General features: G+C 69.2%; 16 protein-coding genes. 8 read left to right on the top strand and 8 right to left on the bottom strand.

The window, feature by feature from the left end; genetic code table 11:
• The first annotated feature begins 132 nt into the window (after window positions 1-132).
• Window positions 133-1,164, top strand: a complete 1,032-nt coding sequence (locus ACQP1V_RS11265; RefSeq protein ID WP_433421739.1) for a hypothetical protein — start codon at window positions 133-135, stop codon at window positions 1,162-1,164.
• A gap of 365 nt (window positions 1,165-1,529) precedes the next feature.
• On the opposite strand, the gene ACQP1V_RS11260 is transcribed toward ACQP1V_RS11265, so the two are convergent.
• Window positions 1,530-2,405, bottom strand: a complete 876-nt coding sequence (locus ACQP1V_RS11260) for a winged helix-turn-helix transcriptional regulator (protein ID WP_433421737.1) — start codon at window positions 2,403-2,405, stop codon at window positions 1,530-1,532.
• Window positions 2,406-2,458: 53 nt separating this feature from the next.
• Between ACQP1V_RS11260 and ACQP1V_RS11255 the strand changes: the two genes are divergently transcribed.
• Entirely contained in the window at window positions 2,459-3,766 is a 1,308-nt protein-coding gene (locus tag ACQP1V_RS11255; RefSeq protein WP_433421735.1) for an MFS transporter, read from the top strand.
• Window positions 3,767-3,868: 102 nt separating this feature from the next.
• Here ACQP1V_RS11255 and ACQP1V_RS11250 read toward each other — a convergent pair whose 3' ends face one another.
• Window positions 3,869-6,703 carry a vitamin B12-dependent ribonucleotide reductase gene (locus ACQP1V_RS11250; protein ID WP_433421733.1) on the bottom strand — a complete coding sequence of 945 codons (2,835 nt, stop codon included), beginning with the start codon at window positions 6,701-6,703 and terminating at the stop codon, window positions 3,869-3,871.
• Between the two features lie 109 nt (window positions 6,704-6,812).
• Entirely contained in the window at window positions 6,813-7,274 is a 462-nt protein-coding gene (gene nrdR / locus ACQP1V_RS11245; protein WP_067130684.1) for a transcriptional regulator NrdR, read from the bottom strand.
• On the opposite strand from nrdR, the gene ACQP1V_RS11240 reads away from it, so the two are divergent.
• From ACQP1V_RS11240 to ACQP1V_RS11230, 3 genes are all read left to right on the top strand, one after another.
• Complete coding sequence (locus ACQP1V_RS11240) at window positions 7,269-7,703, top strand: hypothetical protein (protein WP_433421730.1); 435 nt, start codon at window positions 7,269-7,271, stop codon at window positions 7,701-7,703. The two genes, nrdR and ACQP1V_RS11240, sit on opposite strands and share 6 nt — an antisense overlap.
• Window positions 7,700-8,401, top strand: a complete 702-nt coding sequence (gene lexA, locus ACQP1V_RS11235; protein WP_067130681.1) for a transcriptional repressor LexA — start codon at window positions 7,700-7,702, stop codon at window positions 8,399-8,401. Before ACQP1V_RS11240 ends, lexA begins: the two co-directional genes overlap by 4 nt.
• Before the next feature lie 160 nt (window positions 8,402-8,561).
• Window positions 8,562-9,683, top strand: coding sequence for a MalY/PatB family protein (locus ACQP1V_RS11230; protein ID WP_433421728.1), 1,122 nt, complete (start codon window positions 8,562-8,564; stop codon window positions 9,681-9,683).
• A 24-nt stretch (window positions 9,684-9,707) separates the two neighbouring features.
• On the opposite strand, the gene ACQP1V_RS11225 is transcribed toward ACQP1V_RS11230, so the two are convergent.
• On the bottom strand, window positions 9,708-10,400 hold the full coding sequence (locus ACQP1V_RS11225; protein ID WP_433421725.1) for a cellulose binding domain-containing protein: 693 nt from the start codon (window positions 10,398-10,400) through the stop codon (window positions 9,708-9,710).
• Between the two features lie 249 nt (window positions 10,401-10,649).
• A complete protein-coding gene (gene leuS, locus ACQP1V_RS11220; RefSeq protein ID WP_433421722.1) occupies window positions 10,650-13,112 on the bottom strand; it encodes a leucine--tRNA ligase in 2,463 nt (820 codons plus the stop codon).
• A 449-nt stretch (window positions 13,113-13,561) separates the two neighbouring features.
• Here leuS and ACQP1V_RS11215 point away from each other — a divergent pair, with 449 nt between their 5' ends.
• Entirely contained in the window at window positions 13,562-15,448 is a 1,887-nt protein-coding gene (locus ACQP1V_RS11215; protein WP_433421720.1) for a hypothetical protein, read from the top strand.
• A 28-nt stretch (window positions 15,449-15,476) separates the two neighbouring features.
• On the opposite strand, the gene ACQP1V_RS11210 is transcribed toward ACQP1V_RS11215, so the two are convergent.
• The gene (locus tag ACQP1V_RS11210; RefSeq protein WP_433421717.1) at window positions 15,477-16,748 is read right to left on the bottom strand and encodes a cytochrome P450; all 1,272 of its coding nucleotides are present in this window, start codon (window positions 16,746-16,748) and stop codon (window positions 15,477-15,479) included.
• Between the two features lie 170 nt (window positions 16,749-16,918).
• Between ACQP1V_RS11210 and ACQP1V_RS11205 the strand changes: the two genes are divergently transcribed.
• Window positions 16,919-18,442, top strand: coding sequence for a long-chain-fatty-acid--CoA ligase (locus tag ACQP1V_RS11205; RefSeq protein WP_433421714.1), 1,524 nt, complete (start codon window positions 16,919-16,921; stop codon window positions 18,440-18,442).
• Window positions 18,443-18,484: 42 nt separating this feature from the next.
• Here the strand turns inward: ACQP1V_RS11205 and ACQP1V_RS11200 are convergent, their stop codons facing one another.
• Together ACQP1V_RS11200 and ACQP1V_RS11195 are read right to left on the bottom strand one after the other, a co-directional pair.
• A complete protein-coding gene (locus tag ACQP1V_RS11200; protein ID WP_433421711.1) occupies window positions 18,485-19,744 on the bottom strand; it encodes a class I SAM-dependent methyltransferase in 1,260 nt (419 codons plus the stop codon).
• 3 nt (window positions 19,745-19,747) lie between these two features.
• A complete protein-coding gene (locus ACQP1V_RS11195; protein ID WP_387412716.1) occupies window positions 19,748-21,118 on the bottom strand; it encodes an FAD-binding oxidoreductase in 1,371 nt (456 codons plus the stop codon).
• A 223-nt stretch (window positions 21,119-21,341) separates the two neighbouring features.
• On the opposite strand from ACQP1V_RS11195, the gene ACQP1V_RS11190 reads away from it, so the two are divergent.
• On the top strand, window positions 21,342-22,460 hold the full coding sequence (locus ACQP1V_RS11190) for a CaiB/BaiF CoA transferase family protein (protein ID WP_433421708.1): 1,119 nt from the start codon (window positions 21,342-21,344) through the stop codon (window positions 22,458-22,460).
• Window positions 22,461-22,477: the final 17 nt, after the last annotated feature.

Genomic DNA, 22,477 nt, shown 5'->3' with positions numbered 1-22,477 from the left:
CCGGCTGTCCGGGGCCCCGCTCCGAGCTCACGCCCCCAGCGTCCCCTTCTGCCCGCCAAAGCTGTAGATGGATCTGTCGGGGCATGCGGATAGAGTCCCGCCGACACTTGCGGGTGAACTGAAGGAGTTCAGATGGCGAGGACCACTCCACCTCGGCCGGTCGACATCGCCGCCGTGTTCCCTGAGCTGGTGCCGCTGGCGCGGCGGGCGGTTCGCCTGCATCCCCGCCCGGGCCGGCCCACGATCCACGAGAGCTCGATCGGCGGGCCTCTGCTCTGGCCCGCCGACGAGGACTGGCCCGCTTGCAGCGACGAACATGACCACTGGCAGCCGCCCGCTTCACTTGACGACATCCGCCGGCGCCGCGACTTGCTGGAGGCTGCGTGGCTCCGGCCCCGGCCGTCCCACGAGAACCTCCTCACCCCGGAGCAGCGCGCGTACCTCGACAAGCTCGAAGCAGGGCATCCTCCGCACAGTGCGCCGAATCCGCTTCTGCCCGTCGCACAGCTGTACCTCCGCGATGTCCCGGGGCTCGTCGGCCCCGAAGGAGCAGACGTCCTCCAAGTACTGTGGTGCCCGCTCGACCACAAAGGGGGCATGCCCACGGCTCGTCTGATCTGGCGAGATTCCACTGACGTCCAGAAGGTGCTCACGAACCCACCCGCTCCGCTCGACGTCGACCACTTCGGCCACTACGTACCGGAGCCGTGCGTGCTGCACCCCGAGGTCGTCACCGAGTACCCCGCATCCCACGAGCTTCCCGACGAACTCGCGGAGCGCCTGCACGCGTGGGGGCGCGCCGAGTGGGCCGAACTGCACCCAGACGATGAGCAGTATGCCGGCAGCGCGTACTACCAGTTCGAGCACAGCGTCGCTCCTGGCTGGAAGGTCGGCGGCTGGGGCCCCTGGAGCTTCTGCGACCCGTGGCCGATGAACTGTGACACCTGCGGCTCGGAGTACCGGCCGCTGCTGACCATCAGTTCGGGCGAGTGGGACGGAGGCAGCGGCAGCTGGATTCCCCTCGAAGATCGCGACCACACGGGCCCTGTCGGGATCCGGAACCCGTCCGACCCTCCAATGGTGCAGATCGGCCGCGGGTACAACATGCAGATCTATACCTGCCCCACGTCCTTCGACCACCCGCACCTCGAAATCATGCAGTGAGCTTTTCCACGTGGCTCAGCGGCTGTCCAGTTGGCACCCTCCACCTGCGTGCCTGACGCCGGTCAGGCGAGGGGTGACTTCAGATGTGCCGTGCGGTCCAGCCATGCCGCGGCAGCGGCGCACCGCTGCGCGACGACGTGGTCCGGCTCGCCGGATCACGGCTCGCGCCTCCGGCTCGGCGTGGGGACGCGAGAGCCGCGCATCCGCGCAGGGGGCACAAGCAGAAGCGGGGAACCGGAATCTCACAGGTGCGGAGGATGCCCTGCTCCGAGCTTGTCGAGGTACGCGCGCCGCTCCGGGGTGAGGAGGTTATCGCGGCGGTGAAGAGCAGGCGGGCGATGGGCGACGACGCGCACGGATCGTTGTCATTGACTGCGGACGAGGGCAAGCATCTCATCCACCGAACCGGCCGGATCGCTGATCGGAAACTGCACCGCGCGGATGATCGCGTCGGCGTCGACCAACAGGGTGAGGCGCTTGAAGCGGTCGACGCCGGCCGCCCGGAAGGTCGGCAGCAGCAGCCCAGCGGCGAGTCTGCTGTCCTGGTCGGACAGGAGGGGATAGGGCAACCTCGCGTGCGTGACGAAGGCGGCCAACTGGTCGGGTCGCTGGGTGCTCACGCCTCGGATCGTGGCACCTGCCGCCTCGAAGTCGGCACACCGTGACGCGTAGGTAAGAGCCTCCAACGTGCAACCCTTCGTCCCTGGGACGTCGGCCCAACCAGGCGGGTAGCCCTGGGTGTCCGGGGCAAAGGCGCCGGGGAAGAAGTAGAGCACCGTCCAGACGCTGCCCGGTGCGTTGGGCGCGACCAGCTCGCCGTCATGTCGTTCCAGCACGACATCCGGCATTTTCCGGTTGACCAGCTTGTGCACGCGACGGCTCTCGGCGGACCCGTCCTCGCTGGTCGCGGTCAGCGCCCCATCGCCCATCACATGTCTGGCGCCCCAATCTTGCAGGGCGATGAGCGCCGGCAGCAGGCCTTCACCCTTAGTGGTCAGCACATAGTCGTAGCGCGGCGGGCGATCGGAATAGGGCCGCCTCTCGAGCACCCCGTGTTCGACGAGCCCGGCCAGGCGTTCGGCCAGAGCTCGACGGCTGACGCCGAGCTCACGCTGAAGGCTGTCGAAGCGGGTGGTGCCGCCCGCGATGTCCCGCACTACCAGGAACGTCCACCAGTCGCCGATCACTCCGAGCGCTTGTGCGATACCGCAGTCGGAGTCGGGCAGATCGGCGCGCTTCACGCACTCAAGTATAGTGCGTTCCATTCTGGAACTTACTCAGGAGGGGCGCTGGGATGGGAATCGACACTGGAGGTGGGGTGGGCGTCTTCTGGCGGTGGTGGACGGCTGGCACGACCAGCGCGGTCGGCTCGGCGGTAGGCGCGGTGGCGCTGCCGCTGACGGCCTTGATGGTGCTCGACGCCTCCGCGTTCGAGTTGGGCATGATCGCCGCCGCTGGTTACGTCGCCTGGATCGTGATAGGCCTGCCCGCCGGGGTGGTGGTGCAGCGACTCCCCATGCGAAGGGTTCAGGTCGCCGCCGACCTGGCCCGCGCGACGGCGGTCATCTCCATCCCGCTGGCCTGGTGGCTGGATTGGCTGACGGTCGCCCAGCTGGTGATCGTGGCCCTCGTGATCAGCTTCGCGAACGTCATCTTCGACGTCGCCAACTCGACCTTCCTGCCGTCGATCGTGAGCAAGGAGCAGCTGCAGTCCCGTAACAGCCTGACGTCCGGCACTCACGCCACTACTCAGCTCGGTGGGCCGTCGGTTGGCGGTCTCCTCATCCAGGTGCTCGGGGCGGTGCCCACCCTCCTCGTCGACGCGGCCAGCTACCTTGTCTCAGCCCTGCTGCTGCGGACCCTGCCCGAACGCCGCGCAGAGGCCCCCGACCGCTGGCCACCGGTGCGCGCGATGATCCGCGAAGGCTGGCGTTTCGTCGTGCACCACCCGGTCATGGGTCCGTGCATGTGGGCCGCGACCGCGGCCAACACGGTCTGCGGGGCACAGCAGGCGCTGTACGCGCTGTACCTCGTACGCGAGCTGCACACCGAGCCCGGCCTCGTCGGCCTTCTGCTGGCGGCGGACGGCGTCGGCGCCCTGATCGGCGCGGCTTTGACGAACCAGGTCACGGCCAGGCTCGGCACCGCCCGCACCCTGATCGTCTCCGGCTTCGTCATGGTCGCCGGGGCGCTCATCGTTCCCCTCGGCACCGGCTGGCAGGGCCTCGCGGCCTTCGCCGTCGGCAACGTGGTATTTTCCGCCGGCGTCGTGGTGCTCAGCGTGGTGACCCGCACGTACCGGCAGATCGCCAGCCCGCCCGACCTGCTGCCTCGGGTGATGGCCACGGTCCGCTTCGTCTCCTGGGGCGCGATCCCGATCGGCGGGTTGATCGCCGGAGCGATCGCCGGGCTACTCAGCGGCCGGGCCACCCTGATGATCTTTGTCGCCGCGGCCATCTGCATACCGTTGGTCCTGCTGGCCTCACCGATCCGGCACCTGCGCGACCTCACCGACTATCAGCAAAGTGACGAATCCACCGGCTCGCCATCGCATCGTCGGCAGCTCGCCCCTGAAGCCCAAGCGGGCATGTCCAACCCGTGAAGCCCAGCATCCGCGCAGAGCGAACAAGCAGAAGCGGGGAACCGGAATCTCGCCGGCTCCCCGCTTCGACTTGCTATTTCACATCCCTGACGGCGCCGGGATTCAGCTGCAGCCGCTGGTGCTGCCGCAGCCCTCGCAGACGTAGCAGCTACCCGCCGGGCGCATCTTCGTGCCGCAGGTCATGCACAGCGGCGCGTCGGCCGTACGGCCCTGGTGGCTCTCCAGAGAGTCGGAGGAGGAGCGCTTGGGCTCGGGGCGCGCCACCTCCGCGCGCTTGGGCTCGATCGGCGCGGACTGGGCCAGCGCCGCCGTGTCCACGACCTCGTGCAGCGCGGCCGGGTCCTCACCGCGCGCCTGCGCGGCCCGCTCGGCGGCGGAGAAGATGCCGAGGGCGGCCCGGTCCTCGTACGGCAGGTAGTTGAGCGCCAGCCGCCGGAAGATGTAGTCCATGACGGACTGGGCCATCCGGACGTCCGGGTCGTCGGTCATGCCGGCCGGCTCGAACCGCATGTTGACGAACTTCTGGACGTAGGTCTCCAGCGGAACGCCGTACTGCAGGCCGATCGAGATGGCGACGGAGAAGGCGTCCATGACGCCCGCGAGGGTCGAGCCCTGCTTGGACATCTTGAGGAAGACCTCGCCGAGGCCGTCGTCGGGGTAGGACGACGCCGTCATGTAGCCCTTGGCCCCGCCCACGGTGAACCGCGTGGTGATGCTCGGCCGCTGGTTCGGCAGGCGCCGCCGGGTGGGCCGGGGCACCTCGATGACCTGGACCTCGGGGGCGGTCTCCTCCGAGACGCTCTCGGAGGTCTTCTTCGCCACCGAGAGCGGCTGGCCGACCTTGCAGTTGTCCCGGTAGACGGCCAGGGCCTTCAGCCCGAGCTTCCAGCCCTCCAGGTAGACCTGCTCGATGTCGTCCACGGTGGCGGTCTCGGGCAGGTTGACGGTCTTGGAGATCGCGCCGGACAGGAACGGCTGGACGGCGGCCATCATCCGGACGTGGCCCATCGGGGCGATGGCCCGCTCGCCCATCGCGCAGTCGAACACCTCGTAGTGTTCGGTGCGCAGGCCGGGGGCGTCCACCACGTGGCTGTGCTCGGAGATGTACTCGACGATCGCCTCGACCCGCTCCTCCTGGTAGCCGAGCTGCCGCAGCGCCCGCGGGATCGTCTGGTTGACGATCTGCATGGAGCCGCCGCCGACCAGCTTCTTGAACTTGACCAGGGCGAGGTCGGGCTCGATGCCGGTGGTGTCGCAGTCCATCATCAGGCCGATGGTGCCGGTGGGCGCGAGCAGCGACGCCTGGGCGTTGCGGTAGCCGTTCTTCTCGCCCAGCCGGAGGCACTCCTGCCACTGGCGGGTCGCCTCAGCGTGGATCGTCTTGTCCATCGCGTCGAGCGTACGCAGGTCGTCGTTGGCGCTCGCGTGCTTGCGCATGACGCGCTTGTGCGGCTCCGCGTTGCGCTCGTAGCCGTCGTACGGGCCGACGATCGCGGCGAGCTCGGCCGAGCGGCGGTAGGAGACTCCGGTCATCAGGGAGGTGATCGCCGCGGCGATCGCCCGGCCGCCCTCGGAGTCGTACGCATGGCCGGTGGCCATCAGCAGCGCGCCCAGGTTGGCGTAGCCGATGCCGAGCTGCCGGTAGGCCCGGGTGGTCTCGCCGATCTTCTCGGTCGGGAAGTCGGCGAAGGTGATCGAGATGTCCATCGCCGTGATGATCAGCTCGGTCAGCTTGACGAAGTTGTCCACGTCGAACGTGTCGTCGTCGCGCAGGAACTTCAGCAGGTTGATCGACGCGAGGTTGCAGGAGGAGTTGTCCAGGTGGAGGTACTCCGAGCAGGGGTTGCTGGCCGTGATGCGCCCGGTCTCCGGGCAGGTGTGCCAGTCGTTGATCGTGTCGTCGTACTGCAGGCCGGGGTCGGCACACTCCCAGGCGGCCTGGGCCATCCTGCGGAACAGCGACTGGGCGTCGACCTTCTCGATGATCTCGCCGGTCAGCCGTGCCCGCAGGCCGAAGTCGCCGCCGTTCTCGACCGCGCGCATGAACTCGTCGGAGACGCGGACGGAGTTGTTGGCGTTCTGGTACTGCACGGACACGATGTCCTTGCCGCCGAGGTCCATGTCGAACCCGGCGTCCCGCAGCGCGCGGATCTTGTCCTCCTCGCGCGCCTTGGTGTCGATGAACTCCTCGATGTCGGGGTGGTCGACGTCGAGGACGACCATCTTGGCCGCCCGGCGGGTGGCGCCGCCGGACTTGATGGTGCCCGCCGAGGCGTCGGCGCCGCGCATGAACGACACCGGCCCGCTGGCCGTGCCACCGCTGGAGAGCAGCTCCTTGCTGGAACGGATGCGGGAGAGGTTGATCCCGGAGCCGGAGCCACCCTTGAAGATGACACCCTCTTCCTTGTACCACTCCAGGATGGACTCCATCTGGTCGTCCACGGCCAGGATGAAGCACGCGCTCACCTGCTGCGGCGAGGCGGTTCCCACGTTGAACCACACGGGCGAGTTGAAGCTGAAGACCTGGTGGACCAGCGCGTGCTTCAGCTCGTGGTCGAAGATCTCGGCGTCCTCGTCCGTGGCGAAGTAGCCGTTCTCGACGCCGGTCTTGGTGTAGACGTCGACGACGCGGTCGACGAGCTGCCGCAGGCTCGACTCGCGCTGTGGCGTGCCGACGGCGCCGCGGAAGTACTTGCTGGTGACGATGTTGGTGGCGTTGACCGACCAGAAGTCGGGGAACTCCACGCCGCGCTGCTCGAAGTTGATCGAGCCGTCGCGCCAGTTCGTCATGACGACGTCGCGGCGCTCCCAGGTGACCGTGTCGTACGGATGGACCCCCGGGGTGGTGAAGACGCGCTTCATCTTCAGACCCTTACGCGGCCGCTTGCCGCCGCGTCCCCCGGTGCCCGTCTCGGTGCCGTTCACGATCTCCGTCATGAATTCCCCCTCCCGGGGCCCGGTGGGAGCCCCTCGCATCCGATCACGTGTCTGTTTGATCACCCTGAGTGACGACGGCCGACGTGCGCGGCCCCGCCACCTTCCGCCGCTACTGCTGGACGGCGGTACGCGCGCCTCTGAGCTGCTCGATCTCGGCCTCGAAGTCGGCGAGCGTCTCGAACCCCCGGTAGACGGAGGCGAAACGCAGGTAGGCGACCTCGTCCAGCTCGCGCAGCGGCCCCAGGATGGCGAGCCCCACCTCGTGCGAGGCGATCTCGGCGCATCCGGTGCCCCTGATGTTCTCCTCCACCAGCTGCCCGAGCTGGGCGAGCGAATCCTCGCCGACCGGGCGTCCCTGACAGGCCCGCCGCACTCCGGCGACGACCTTGTCCCGCGAGAACGGCTCGGTCACCCCGCTGCGCTTGCTGACCATGAGGAGGACGGTCTCCTGCGTGGTGAACCTGCGCCCGCATTCGGAGCAGGTACGCCGGCGGCGGATGGCCGCCCCGTCCTCTGTCGAGCGACTGTCGACGACCCGCGTGTCCGGGTGACGGCAGAACGGGCAGTGCACGTCATCGCCTCCCTGGAAACGCTTGCGCCCACTTCACGAAAACGTCGTGAAGCGGTCACGGAAACACAAGCTGTGGTGAAGTACATCTCTGTAACTACTAGATGTTGTGGTCCAACCGTAGAAGTGCCCGACCTTGAACGCAAGTCGGCGGACCCCCGCCGAGCGAAGTGGCTGTTCAACCAGCGGAACCGTCTGGAAGCTCGGGCGTGTCGCCCACCCCAACAGCATCGCGCGGCACCCTACAAGAAGATCGGCGAAATCTCGGCAATATCGAACACGATGTCGATCGAACTCCCGTACGATGTCGATACAACTGCGCAGGTGACGGCGATTCACATCGAATCGAACAATTGTTTGAAGATGATCTTCGATCGAGGTACCGTCGCTCTGTGCGACATGAAGAACACGGATTGGGAGGTGGTTTGGTGAGCGGGCAGGAAGAGAGCGTCAACGACCTGGCGGTGCGCAGGCGGGATGCCCTTGGTCTCACCCCCAGGCAGCGCAAGATCCTCGAGGTGATCCGCGACTCGGTGCAGCAGCGCGGATATCCGCCGTCGATGCGCGAGATCGGCGAGGCGGTCCAGCTGACCAGCACCTCAAGCGTGTCGCATCAGCTCACCGCCTTGCAGCGCAAGGGCTACCTGCGCCGTGACCCGCACCGGCCCCGCGCGCTGGAGGTCCGGCTGCCGGGCGAGCCGGTGCTGTGGGTCGATCCGGACGCCCCTGAGGTGGAGCCGAGCTTCAGCCGCCCGACCGCCGCGTACGTGCCGCTCGTCGGCCGCATCGCGGCCGGAGGCCCGATCCTGGCCGAGCAGAGCATCGAGGACATCTTCGCGCTGCCCAAGCAGCTCGTCGGCGAGGGCACGCTGTTCCTCCTGCAGGTCAGCGGCGACTCGATGATCGACCTGGCGATCGCCGACGGCGACTGGGTCGTGGTGCGCCAGCAGCCGGTCGCGGACAACGGCGACGTGGTGGCCGCCATGATCGACGGCGAGGCCACGGTCAAGACCTTCAAGCGCAAGGACGGCCACGTCTGGCTGGTTCCGCACAACGCCAACTACGAGCCGATCCCGGGCGACGAGGCGACCGTCCTGGGCAAGGTCACCGCCGTCCTGCGCAAGCTTTGACGCGCCCCCGGCCTGACTGAAGGCCGGAGCACCACCGACGACACCGGCAGCCCGGTTCGTCCACGCGTCGCTCCGCGGTGACGCAGGTCACCGCGGAGCACCAGCGTGACAGGCTGGCCAATGGGCAATGCGGGTGAATGCCGCAAATAGGCTTACTGGTGTGACGCGCAACCTTGATCAGCTCACCCTTGAGGCGGCATCCCGCCGCGACGGCCTCAAGTGGTCGGAGACCGCACCCGGTGTGATCCCCTCCTGGGTCGCCGACATGGACTTCCCTGTTCCGGAAGCGGTGCGCGAGGCGCTGATCCGCCGCGTCGAGACCGACCTCGGCTACCCCACCTGGATCGATCAGCCCACCGTCGGCCCCCTCGGCGAGGCGTTCGCCGAGCGCATGGAGACCCGGTACGGCTTCCGCCTCGACCCCGGCCACGTCCGCTCGTACAGCGACGTCAACCAGGCGCTCCAGGTGCTGCTGCACCTGACCACCCGCCCCGGTGACACCGTCGCCCTGCACACCCCGGCCTACCACCCGTTCCTGGACACGATCGCGCAGATGGGCCGGCGGCTGCTCCCCGTCCCGATGGTGCCGGACGGCGACGGCTGGCGGTTCGAGGTCCCGGACGAGCGGGCCGACGTGCTGCTCCTGGTCAACCCGCACAACCCGACCGGCCGCGTGCTCACCGCGGCGGAGCTCGCCACCCTCGCCGCCTACGCCGAGCGGCACGACGCCCTCGTCATCTCCGACGAGATCCACGCCGACCTGACGTACGCGCCGCGGACCCACATCCCGTTCGGCACGATCCTCCCCGAGCGCACGGTCACCCTCACGTCCGCGACGAAGGCGTTCAACATGGGCGGCATCCGCTGCTGCGTCGCCCACCTCGGCTCCGCGGCCGTGCGCGAGGCGGTGGACGCGCAGCCCGCCCACATCTACGGCGCGCCGAACCTGTTCGGTGTGGAGGCCACGGTGGCCGCCTGGCGGCACGGCGACGACTGGCTGGCCGAGGTGCTCACCATCCTCGACCGCAACCGCCGCCTGATCGCCAAGCGGCTCCCGCCCCAGGTCGGCTACCGGATCCCCGAGGCCACCTATCTGGGGTGGCTCGACCTCGGCTTCCTCGACGAGGATCCGGCGGCGTACCTGGAACGGGAGGCGCGGGTGCGGTTGAACCCCGGGCCGCTGTTCGGCCCGGGAGGCGAGGGCTACGCGCGGCTCAACTTCGGCACCTCGGAGCCGATCCTGGAGGAGATGCTCAGCCGCATCTCCGCCGCGCTGTCCTGACCGGCCGCCCCACGGGGGCGGCGTTCAGGAGGCGGTGCAGGTGACCGACGCCGGGCTGTCGTTGGCGCCGGACAAGGACGCGCTGAAGCCGAACGTCGTCGAGGCGTTCACCGCCAGAGCGCCGTTCCAGCTCAGGTTGGTCACCGTGACCGAGGAGCCGTTCGCGGCGAGCGTGCCGTTCCAGAGCTGGCTGATCGTCTGGCCGTTCGGGAAGGTCCACTTCACCGTCCATCCGGACATCGCCGCCGTCCCGGTGTTCTTGACCGCGACCTCGCCCTGGAAGCCGTCGCTCCACGAGTTGGTCACCGTGTAGGTCGCCGTACACGTCTTCCCTCCGGACGGGGGCGCCAACGGGGAGGCCGACGGCGTGACAGACGGCGAGGCCGAGGGGGACGGCGTGCCGCCGCCTGTGGGCGGGATCAGGTACGGCTGGAGGATGCTCTGCTTGGCCTGGTCGACGGTGGTCCAGTCGTCCTTGAGGATGCCGCCCGTGTCACCCGAGTTGGGGTTCCACGACCAGTACGTGAACGACATGCCGTTGACGCCGCTCCCGAGGTACTTCATCAGCTCCTGGAGCCAGACCTTGTCGATGTTGCTCGCCAGCGTGGTGCCGAACTCGCCCACCATGATCGGGGCGATGTTCTGCTTGTACAGGTAGCCCAGTACCGGTCCCAGATGGCGGGCATGTTCGCGGGGTAGGACGGGTCGTCGAACCACTCCTGGTGATACACCGAGGTGGCGTACTCGTGCGGCGAGTAGACCAGGCGGTTCGGCACGTCGAGCCGCACCGGGTAGCCCTTGGCCTGCCGGATCAAGGCGTCCGGCTCCCCCTTTGGTTGAGCTCATGCGTGGCGGCGAGGCCGTCTCCGGCCCCGCCGCCACACGTCGTCACGGCGAGCCCGACCCCCTGCAGCAGCGCCCCCAGCCATCTCACGATCGAGACCTACTCAGGGCGCCGCCGGGGCATCAGGGGACGATGTTGACCAGCTTCGGCTGGCGAACGATCACCTTGCGCGGGGCGCCGTCCAGGTACGGCCGGACCTTCTCGCTGGCCAGCGCCAGCGTCTCCAGGTCGGCGGCGGAGATCGCCGGCGACACCTCCAGGCGGTCGCGGACCTTGCCCGCGACCTGCACCACGCAGGTGACCGACTCGCGCACCAGCAGCGCCGGGTCGGCGACCGGCCAGCCGGCCCGCGCCACCGACGGGGCATGGCCGAGCCGCGCCCAGCCCTCCTCCGCCGTGTACGGCGCGACCAGCGACAGCATGACGGCCAGCGTCTCGGCGGCCTCGCGGACGGCGGAGTCACCGGCGCCCGGGCCGGAGTCGATGGCCTTGCGCACCGCCGACGTCAGCTCCATCGTGCGGGCCACCGCCACGTTGAAGCGGTGGGCGTCCACCAGCTTGGTGACCTCGTCGATGGTCCGGTGGGTGACCTTGCGCAGCTCCAGGTCACCCACGGCGACGTCGGCGCCCGGCGCGGAGGCCGCGCCCGCCTCGGCCATCACGCGGAAGGCGCGGGCCAGGAACTTCTGCGAGGCGGCGGGCGAGACGTCGGCCCAGTCGATGTCGTCCTCGGGCGGGCCGGCGAAGACCATGGTCAGCCGGACCGCGTCCACGCCGAACGCGTCGATCTGCTGGCCGAGGTCGACGCCGTTGCCCAGCGACTTGGACATGGCCTTGCCCTGGTTGATGACCTGGCCCTGGTTCAGCAGCCGCAGGAACGGCTCGGTGAAGGTCACCAGGCCCATGTCGAACAGGACCTTGGTGAAGAACCGCGCGTACAGCAGGTGCAGCACGGCGTGCTCCACGCCGCCGACGTACTGGTCGATCGGGCCCCAGCGGCGGACCTTGCCCGGGTCGAACGGGCCGTCCTCGTACCCCGGGGAGCAGTAGCGCAGGAAGTACCACGAGGAGTCGACGAAGGTGTCCATCGTGTCGGTGTCCCGCTTGGCGGCGCCGCCGCACTTGGGGCACTCCACGTTGACCCAGTCGGTCGCCGCGGCCAGCGGCGAGACGCCCTTCGGCTTCAGGTCGGCGCCGCGCAGGTCGGGCAGCGCGACCGGGAGCTGGTCGTCGGGGACGGGGACCTCGCCGCAGTCGGGGCAGTGGATGATCGGGATCGGGGTGCCCCAGAAGCGCTGCCGGGACAGCAGCCAGTCGCGCAGCCGGAAGTTGACCGTCGCGCGCCCGGTGCCCCGCTCCGCCAGGATCTCGATGATCCGCGCGATCGCCTCGGTCTTGGTCAGGCCGTCCAGGGGCCCGGAGTTGACCAGTTTGCCCTCGCCCGGGGTGGCGACACCGGTCTCGCCCGGGTCGGCCATGCCGGTGTGGACGACGACCTTGACCGGCAGCCCGAACTTCAGCGCGAAGTCCAGGTCGCGCTGGTCGTGGGCGGGGACCGCCATGATGGCGCCGTGGCCGTAGTCGGACAGGACGTAGTCGGCCGCCCAGACCGGGATCCGCTCGCCGTTCACCGGGTTGATCGCGTGGACACCCAGGAAGACGCCGGTCTTCTCCTTCTCGGTGGACAGGCGCTCGATGTCGGACAGCTTGGCCACCTCGGCGCGGTAGGCCTTCAGCGCCTCGCGCCGGTCGGGGGCCACGATCTCCTCCGCCAGCGCGGCGTCGGCGGCGACCACGAAGAACGTCGCGCCGTACAGCGTGTCGGGGCGCGTGGTGTAGACCGTGACCGGCTCTTCCCTGCCCTCGATCTGGAACTGGACGTCGGCGCCGGTGGAGCGGCCGACCCAGTTGCGCTGCATGGTGAGGACCCGCTCGGGCCAGCCGCCCTCCAGCAGGGCCATGTCGTCCAGCAGCCGGTCGGCGTAGTCAGTGATCTTGAAGTACCACTGCGTCAGCTCACGGCGGACCACGTCCGAGCCGCAGCGCTCGCACTTGCCGGCCACGACCTGCTCGTTGGCCAGCACCGTCTGGTCCGTCGGGCACCAGTTGACCAGGCCGCCCTTGCGGTAGGCCAGGCCGCGCTCATAGAAACGGTTGAACAGCCACTGGTTCCAGCGGTAGTAGTCCTCGTCGCTCGTGTGCAGCCGTCGCGACCAGTCGAAGGAGACGGCGTAGCGCTTGAAGGAGTTCGCCTGGGTCTCGATGTTGGTGTAGGTCCACTCGGCGGGGTGGGCGTCACGCTTGATCGCCGCGTTCTCCGCGGGCAGGCCGAAGGAGTCCCACCCGATGGGGTGCAGGACGTTGTAGCCCTTCTGGAACCAATAGCGCGCGACGACGTCGCCGATGGCGAACACCTCGCCATGGCCCATGTGCAGGTCGCCCGACGGGTAGGGGAACATGTCGAGCATGTAGCGGCGCGGCCTGATGTCCGCCTCGTCCTCCACCGCCGCGAAGGGGTTCAGCTCCTCCCACCGCTGCAGCCATTTGGCCTGCAGCGCCTGCGGGTCGTACACCAGCTCGTCCACGTCAACTCCCGAAGGGATGCTTTCCTTAAAGGCACGGTGAGGGCGCCTGCTCACAACAAAGCCCCCCGCTTCGCACGAGGGGCAGCCGCATCGAGGGGGAATCAGCCCAGTCGATGCGGCCAAGCAAGCAGGGTCGCGGCGCGCATATACCAAGGGTAGCGCAGACGGCAAGAGCGTCGCTTCAGGATCTACCGGACCACATCGGGTCTGGACGGCGATACGGCAAAGGTGATAGATCCGCTGTGACCGTCTATGTCCTTTTAGTTTACTCTCTTCGGGTGGTGAACTCAGTCCAGCCGGGTTCGGGCCCGGAATTCCCGCAGACGGATCTTCCGATGCAGGACCCGCCGACCGACCCGACGGGCGAGCAATTCCGCGGTGCATTCTCGGGTTTCCATACGACGCCGCCAGGTTCGCATGAGATCATGCCAGGCGCACCCAATTCGGGCATGATCTCGGGAGGTACCGTGCCCTCGGAGCACAGCGAGTCGCAGCGGACACCGGCGTGGCCGGAGGTCCCGCCCGCGTGGCCCGAGGTCCCACCGGGCTCGTCGTTCACGCCGTCCGCACGATCGTTCGAAGCGGCCGAGCAGGCCGCGGACCCATCGCGGCACACCGGAGAGTACCCACCTCTGGGCCCCTCAGGGAACCCGTCTCATGGTCGGGAGGAGCGCGTCGCTTACCTGCCCCCGGCCTCCTACGGTGAAACTCGCGCCGACGACCCGTACGGCATGCCGCAGTCGTCGCAGCACGTGACCGGCCCCAACCCCTTCCCCCCTTCGTCCCCGGCCTCGTACGGGAGCGACCCGCTGGGCGTGCGCCCCGAGCCCGCGCGCCAGGACGGGTGGTCCGAGCAGTCGCGCCAGGACGTGTGGGGTCCTCCGCCCAGGCGGGAGCAGGCGCGGCAGGACTCGGCGTGGAGCGAGCCGGCCCGCGCTGACAGCAGGTGGCCGGAGCCGGCGTGGCCCGACCCCGCTCTCGGGGACCCCTCCCGCCCCGATCCGCTGGCCGTCGACCCGCTGCGCCCGGACCCGCTGGGCGTACGGCAGGACCGTCCCGGATCGCCTCCGGACCCGCTGCGCGACGACCCGCTCGGCGTTCGCCAGGACCCCCTGCGTTCCGGCCCCTCTCCGGACCACCGGCCCGATCCGCTGGCCGTCGACCCGCTGCGTCCGGACCCGCTGGGTCAGGCACCGCGGCCGGACCCGCTGCGCGACGACCGCCTGGCGTTCGGCGGCGCCGCGGCGGCCGACGCCACGATGTCGCTGCCCACCCCCTCGCCGCCCGTGTCGTCCGCGCCCGGCCCGGACGCGACGATGTCGATGCCCGCGCCCGCCGTGCACCCGCAGGCGGCCCCCGGTGGTCCGCCGCCCGCCGGGCAGCCCGGCCCGGAGCAGCGCCCCGGTTTCCCCGGCGGCGCCGACCCGTACGGCCAGCGGCCCCAGGAGGGCATGGAGCGCGCGGACGATCCGTACCGGCCGTTCGTCACGGCCGGTCAGATCAGCGGCCCGAAGACCCCTCCGGCGCACCGCCAGGAGGAGCTGTGGAACACCGTCTTCGGCCCCGAGGGTGAACGCAGCTCGGACGACGATTACTACGACGACGAGAACAGGCGGCCGATCTGGCTGTTCGCGCTGCTCGGCACGGTGGTCATCGCGCTGATCGCCGCGCTGGTGTGGGCGTTCGTCTCCGGCCCGCTGAGCGGCGAGTCCCCGGACGACACGAAGCCGTCCAGCGCGCCGTCCGCCAAGCAGTCGGCGCCGGTCGCGGGCAAGCAGGCGTCGCTCCCCGCTCTGCCGACGTTCAAGGGCACGCCGTCTCCGGTGGCCGGTACGGTCACCGACTCCGAGGGCAAGATCACGCTGCCCAAGCTCGGCGGCCCCTGGCAGTACGACCAGCGCACCCAGCACATCCACGACATGTACGGCTTCGCCACCCGCCAGTACGTGGCGGCCGGGATGACGTCCGGGGGCAAGCCGCAGTTCGCCCAGGTGATGACCGGGCCGTTGGACAAGTCGCTCGCCGCGAAGTACAACGCCGGAGAGGACCTCAGCCCGGTGATCACCTCGGTGATGCTCCAGGCCCGGCAGAAGCTCTTCGACAAGGACACCAAGTTCGCCAAGGCCGCGCAGCAGCGGCTGTCGCGGGGCGGCATGACCGGTCAGCTCGTGGCGTACACGGTGAAGTCGGGCGCCGCGCAGACCACCGCGGTCGTCGCGGCCCTGAACACGGGCGGCGAGCTGCCCACGATCGTCTACATGCACGTGCCCAAGCAGAAGGACGAGCTGCTGCCCGACATCAACACGGTCTTCAAGCGGATCCGCCCGGTCGGCTAGCCGACCGGGCGGCGGACCCTGCCCGGCGTCAGAACGTGCAGGTCATGCGCTTGGTGCCGTTGATGAAGCTGGAGAAGAGCAGCTCCGGCTCGCCCGCCTCGATCTCCGGCACCCGGGTGAGCAGCTCGCGGAACATCACGCTGATCTCCCGCCGGGCCAGGTGAGCACCGAGGCAGAAGTGCGGGCCCGGCCCGCCGAAGCCCAGGTGCGGGTTGGGATCGCGGAGGATGTCGAAGCGGAGCGGGTCGGTGAACACCGACTCGTCCCGGTTCGCTGCCCGGTAGTAGAGGACGACCTTCTCGCCCTTGCGGTACAGCGTGCCGTTCATCTCGTGGTCCCGGGTGACCTTGCGGCGCATGTAGTTGACCGGTGAGGCGAGCCGCACGATCTCCTCGACCGCGCCCGGCGTGCGCGCGGTGAGGTCGTCGGTCCACAGCCTGCGCTGCTCGGGGTGGAGCGTGAGCAGGCGCATGCCGTACGAGATGGCGTTGCGGGTGGTCTCGTTGCCGGCCACGACGAGCAGGATGAAGAACGAACCGAGTTCCTGCGCGGTCAGCCGCTCGCCGTCGATGTTGGCGTTGACGAGCGCCGAGGTGAGGTCGTCGGTGGGGTTGTCGGCGCGGTGGGCGGCGAGCTCCTGCACGAGCTGCTGCAGGTCCATCCCGGCGGAGAGCAGCGCGGTGGCGATGGCGTCCTTGTCGGCGACGTACTCGGGGTCGCCGGCCCCGAGGATGATGTTGGACCGGTCGAAGACGAGCCCGTAGTCCCGCTCGGGGATGCCCACCATGTCGCAGATGATCTTCAGGGGGAGGCGGGCCGCCACCTCGGCGACGAAGTCGCACCCCGGTCCGGCCTCCAGCAGGTCGTCGACGATGCGCGCGGCAGCCGCCTCGACGTCGGCCTCGAACCGCTTGATCATGCGCGGCGTGAACGCCCGCGAGACGATCCGGCGCAACCGGGCGTGCCGGGGGTCGTCCATGTTGATCATCGAGCCGAAGTACTCGGCGAACTCGGCGGGCATGTCGATGATGTTCGTCGAGCCGCCGTCCCCCGAGCAGAAGATCTCGGGGTTCCGGCTCGCCTCGACGATGTCGGCGTGCCGGACGAGGGCGTAGTAGCCGGGGCCCGGGGTCGCGAACGGCGACTCGGGCTCGGCGAAGAACGCGGGCGCCTCCAGGCCGCGGAGCACCGCGAAGGCGTGCTCGCGTTCCTCCATGGGCCGTTCCCAGAAGTCCCAGTCGGACAGATTGATGTCGGCCGCCGATCTGATCGGCGTGCGTTCCACGGGCTGAGATGTCATGAGAGGACTCCCGGGGCTGACGACTGACTAGAATGCCGTTCGGTTTTGATGCTGCCACAGCGATCGTGCCCGCACCAGTTGCTCCCGCGATCATGACATTCCAGGCGATCTCCTAGTACGGTGTGTTACCAACCGGTCGGTATGTAACCCCCCAGAACCGAGGAGCGGCGATGCTCAATCTTTCTGTCGTGCTCGAAGACAGCGCCCGGGAAGTCCCGGACCGAACCGCCGTGATCTTCGGGGACCTTCGCCTCCCCTACTCCCTCGTCAACACCGTCGCCAATCAGGTGGCGAACCTGCTCGTCTCGCGCGGCATCGGCAAGGGCGACAGGGTGGCGCTGGCCTGCCCGAACCTCCCCTACTTCCCCTTCGTCTACTTCGGCATCCTCAAGACGGGCGCGACCGTCGTCCCGCTGAACGTGCTCCTCCAGTCGCGGGAGATCGCCTACCACCTCGACGACTCCGACGCGAAGGCGCTCTTCTGCTTCGAGGGAACCCCGGAGCTCCCGCTCGGCGAGCGCGGCCGCAAGGGCTTCGAGGAGTCCGGCGCGGAGCACTTCTTCGCGCTGCCCGCGCAGGCGTTCGCCACGGAGTCCCCACACGGCGAGTCGCTGTGGGCCGCGCTCGACGGCATGTCCGGCGAGTTCGAGACGGTACAGACGGCGCCCGACGACACGGCCGTCATCCTCTACACCAGCGGGACCACCGGACAGCCCAAGGGCGCCGAGCTCAGCCACCAGAACATGCTGGTCAACGCGATGGTGAGCGACGAGATGTTCCTCCGCCAGGATGACGACGTCTTCCTCGCCACGCTGCCGCTGTTCCACTCCTTCGGCCAGACCACGGTCATGAACGCCGGGTTCCGGCGGCGCGCGACGCTGGCGCTGCTGCCCCGTTTCGAGCCGGTGGAGGCGCTCACCCTGATGAACGCGGAGAAGGTCACGTTCTTCGCGGGCGTGCCCACGATGTTCTGGGCGATGCTGACCGCGGTCCGGACCGGCGCCGCCGAGGTGCCCCCCACCCTGACCACCGCCGTCTCCGGCGGCGCGGCGATCCCGGTCGAGGTGCTGAAGGACTTCTCGGCGACCTTCGACGTCGGCGTTCTCGAAGGGTACGGCCTGTCGGAGACGTCCCCGGTGGCGGCCTTCAACCAGCGGGGCCGTCCGACGAAGCCCGGTTCGATCGGCACCCCCATCTGGGGCGTGGAGATGAAGCTCATCGACGCCGAGTGGAACACCCAGGACGAGGTGGGCGAGATCGCCGTCCGCGGCCACAACATCATGAAGGGCTACTACAACCGGCCCGAGGCGACGGCCGAGGTCATGCGGGACGGCTGGTTCCGCACCGGCGACGTGGCCAGGCGCGACGAGGACGGCTTCTACTTCATCGTGGACCGCGCCAAGGACATGGTCATCCGGGGCGGCTTCAATGTCTACCCGCGCGAGATCGAGGAGGTGCTGATGACCCACCCCGCCGTCTCGCTCGCCGCGGTCGTCGGCGTCCCGCACGACTCGCACGGCGAGGAGATCAAGGCGTACATCATCCGCAAGGCGGACGTGACGGTCACGGAGGACGAGCTGATCGCGTGGAGCCGCGAGACGATGGCGGCCTACAAGTACCCCCGGATCGTCGAGTTCCGCGACGCCCTGCCCATGACCGCCACCGGCAAGATCCTCAAGCGGGAGCTGCGGTAGCGGTCAGGGCGGCGTAGTACTACGGACGGCCTCCGCCCGAGCTCACGGCCAGTCGAGCGACGGGCGGAGCGCCATCTGGGACTGCGCGTCGCGGTCGAGCTTGACACCGAGGATCTGGTGGAGCTGGACCTTGTTGCGCTCGAACCCGACGACACAGCCGGCCATGTAGAGCCGCCACACCCGGGCGGTGCCCCGGCCGACCTCCCGGACCGCCTCGTCCCAGTGGGCGTCGAGGTTGGCGCACCACTCGCGCAGCGTGAGCGCGTAGTGCTCGCGGAGGTTCTCCTGGTGGCGGACCTCGAACCCGGTGTCCTCCATCCGGCGGACCAGGTGGCCGACCGACTCCAGCTCGCCGTCCGGGAAGACGTAGCGGTTGATGAAACCGCCCTTGTTGATCGTCTTCTCCTTGCCGGTCGGGCGGGTGATGCAGTGGTTGAGCAGCCGCCCGCCCGGCTTGAGCTTGCTGTACAGGAAGGAGAAGTACGACGGCAGGTTGTCCTTGCCGATGTGCTCGGTGAGGCCGATCGAGCTGACCCGGTCGAAGCCCGACTCCTTGACGTCGCGGTAGTCCATGAAGCGGACCTCGGCCAGCTCGGACAGGCCCGCCTCGGCGATCGCCTTCTGCGCCCACTCGGCCTGCTGCCGCGACAGCGTGACGCCAAGGGCTTTCACGCCGTACTCGCGCGCGGCGTGAATGACCATGCCGCCCCAGCCGCAGCCGATGTCGAGCAGCCGCATGCCCGGCTGGAGGTCCAGCTTCTTGGCCACCAGGTCGAACTTGGCGTACTGCGCCTCCTCCAGCGTGGCGTCCGCCGTCGGGAAGACCGCGCACGTGTACGCCATGGAGGGGCCGAGCACCCACTCGTAGAACTGGTTGGAGACGTCGTAGTGGTGGTGGATCGCCTCGGCGTCACGCTGCTTGGCGTGCCGGCTGCCGAGCCGGGCCAGCGTGCTGCGCCGCATCTCCTGGGGCGGCGGCGGCACCCGCATCAGCAGCGGCTTGGTGCCGAGCGCCCGCATGGCCGCGATCTTCTCGCTGAGCGGGATGTCGTTGAGCGTGAGCGTCCACATCCGGTTGAGCAGCTCGTACATGTCGCCGTGGACGTCGATGTGGCCGGAGACGTACGCCCGAGCCAGACCGAGCTCACCGGGGGCCTGCGCGAGATACGCGACCGCGATGGGGGACTTCACCTCGAGACGGACGTCGGCGGTGGGGGGACCCGCCTTGCTCCCGTCATAGGCGACGAACTGCACATCCGCGTTAGGGCCAACGATCTTCTCGAAGATCTCGGCGAGTTTCATTGATCACCTTCCCCGTACACACTTCTCATACAGGTCGAGCAAGCGCCCGCCGGGGTCGTAGGTGTGCTTGACCGGCCAGTAGGCGTCTCCGTTGTACAGCCGCCAGAACTCCTCCCGCTCATAGAAGGAGGAGGAGTAGAGGGACTTGTGCCCCTCCAGCTCGTGCACGGCGTTCTCGATCAAACGATTGTGATGGCCGTCGTGCGCGCCTCTGGGCAGCGGCACCATTCCCCAGAAGCCGAAGTTCACGTAGAGCCGGCCGGGCTCCAGCGGGTAGAGCGACCACTGCCCCGTCGCCTTCAGCGGGCACATCCAGACCGGCGTCATGCCGACCTGCTCCTGGAAGAACTCCAGGAACTCGGCGGCCCGCTCCACCGGCACCTCGACGTCCTGGATGACCGACTCCTGCACCGGCCGGTCGCGCCAGCGGTCCAGCCGCGCGGTCACGCCGTACCTCTGGTCGAGGCCGACGAGGCGGCGGTAGACGTCGGAGCGGAGCCAGCGGCGCGGCAGGAGCGAGCGGACCAGCGGCTGCTGCACGCCGAACGCGCGCGAGCACCAGAACCAGTCGGTGTCCCAGCGCCACAGGTAGTCGCGGACGGTCAGCCAATCGCGGGTGCGCGTGCGCAGCGACTGGTAGTAGATGCGCATCCCGGTGTAGTCGGACACGTACGGCGCCGTGTCGGCGAACGTGCCGATCGTGAGGTAGAGCTCGTCGGGGCTGAAGTAGGTGCCGTCGACGAAGTCGGCCCGCTCGCCGTCGTGCTCGCCGCTCTGGCAGATCTCCTGCATGGCGAGCATGCACTTGGCCGCGTCGGTGAACCGCAGGTGGGTCAACCGGACGAACGGCTTCACCGGGGCCAGCTTGATCCGGATCCGCAGGGCGTATCCGAGCGTGCCGTAGGAGTTCGGGAAGGCCCGGAACAGGTCGGCGTACTCGCCCTCTTCCCGGGCGACGACGACCCGGCCGTCGCCGGTGAGGATCTCCAGCTCCTCGACCGACTCGTGCGGCAGGCCGTCTCTGAAGCTGCTGGACTCGATGCCGAGGCCGGTCACCGCGCCGCCCAGCGTGATCGTCTTCAACTGCGGCACGACATACGGCATCAGGCCATACGGCAGGGTGGCGTCGACGAGGTTCTCGTACGTCGTCATGCCCTGGACCTCGGCCGTCCTGCGCTCCGGATCCACCTCGATGACCTGGTCCAGGTCACGCGCGGAGAGCCTGGCCGTCTTGACCGGCTCCCGGAAGCGGAAGAGGTTCGTGGTGGCCTTCGCCAGCCGGGGCGCGGAGCCTTCGGGAATCGCGGCGTACGACTCCCTGATCTGCTCGACCGCCTTGTCGTGGGCGGTCATACTGGCCGTGCGCTCTGGCATGAAACCACCCCCAGGAATGTAGAGATCGTCTCTAGGGCACGTTATCCCTGGAAACCATCCCAGACCAGACTGGACACGTTAAGCCCGAGAAAACTATCAGGGCTCTGAAATCAGTGATCCTCAGGGGGGCGGCCATTCTCCCGTACCCGCTGTCACTTGCGCCTACGCACCGAACCTTGTTCTACTCGTGCCTGCCGTACGGACGCGACGTCGAGGAGGTCCCATGAGCGACGGGAAGGGCCCGCTGGCCGGAGTACGCGTGCTGGAGCTCGCCGGTCTCGCGCCGGGGCCGTTCGCCGGGATGATGCTGGCCGACCACGGCGCGGAGGTGTTGCGCGTCGACCGGGTGGCCGCGGTCACCGACGCGCCGCGCCGGGACGTGATGGACCGGGGCAAGCGCACGATCGGGCTCGACCTGAAGTCCCCCGCGGGCGTGGAGGCGTTCAAGACGCTCGCCGCCGGCGCCGACGTGGTGATCGAGGTGTTCCGGCCGGGCGTGGCCGAGCGGCTCGGCATCGGCCCGGCCGACCTGCACGCCGTGAACGAGCGTCTGGTGTACGGCCGGATGACCGGATGGGGCCAGGACGGCCCGCTGGCACCGAGGGCGGGGCACGACATCGACTACATCGCCGTCTCGGGCGTCCTGTCGATGCTCGGCCGGGAGGGCGAGCGGCCCACGGCGCCGATCAACATCGTCGGCGACTTCGCGGGCGGCGGGCTCATGCTCGCGTACGGCGTCCTGCTCGCCCTCTTCGAGCGGGAGCGCACCGGGCGCGGCCGGGTGATCGACGCCGCGATGGTGGACGGCGCGGCGGCGATGGTCGCGATGTTCTACCAGGCCGTGCAGTCCGGCCTGTGGGGTCCGCGCGGCACGAACCTGCTGGACACCGGCGCCCCGATGTACGACACGTACGAGACGGCGGACGGCGGCTACCTGGCCGTGGGCGCGCTGGAACCGCAGTTCTGGGCCGAGATGCTGGCGAAGATGGGCCTTTCCGACCTGCCCGACCGCGACGACCGGGCCAACTGGCCGCTGATCCGCGAGCGGCTCGCCGCGGCGTTCCGCGGCCGCACCCGGGCCGAGTGGGAAGCCGTCTTCGAGGGGTCGGACGCCTGCGTGTCCCCGGTGCTCTCCATGGCCGAGGCCGTGCGCCACCCGCATAACGAGGCGCGCGGCACCTTCGTGGAGGTGGATGGGGTCACCCAGCCCGCGCCCGCGCCCCGGCTGCTGGGGGCCGGGCGGAGCGACCTCGCCCCCGCGACCCGTCTGCTCGACCTCGGCTCGTGGGGGCTGGACGACGCCACCGCGACCGCGCTGCGCGAGGCGGGCACGCTGGCCTGAGCGGGATCGCCGAGAAG

This window comes from Microtetraspora malaysiensis, from assembly GCF_050947145.1.
Lineage (GTDB): Bacteria > Actinomycetota > Actinomycetes > Streptosporangiales > Streptosporangiaceae > Microtetraspora_A > Microtetraspora_A malaysiensis.
The sequence above is the reverse complement of the archived record's forward strand: the minus strand, read 5'-3'. Positions and strand labels throughout refer to the sequence as shown.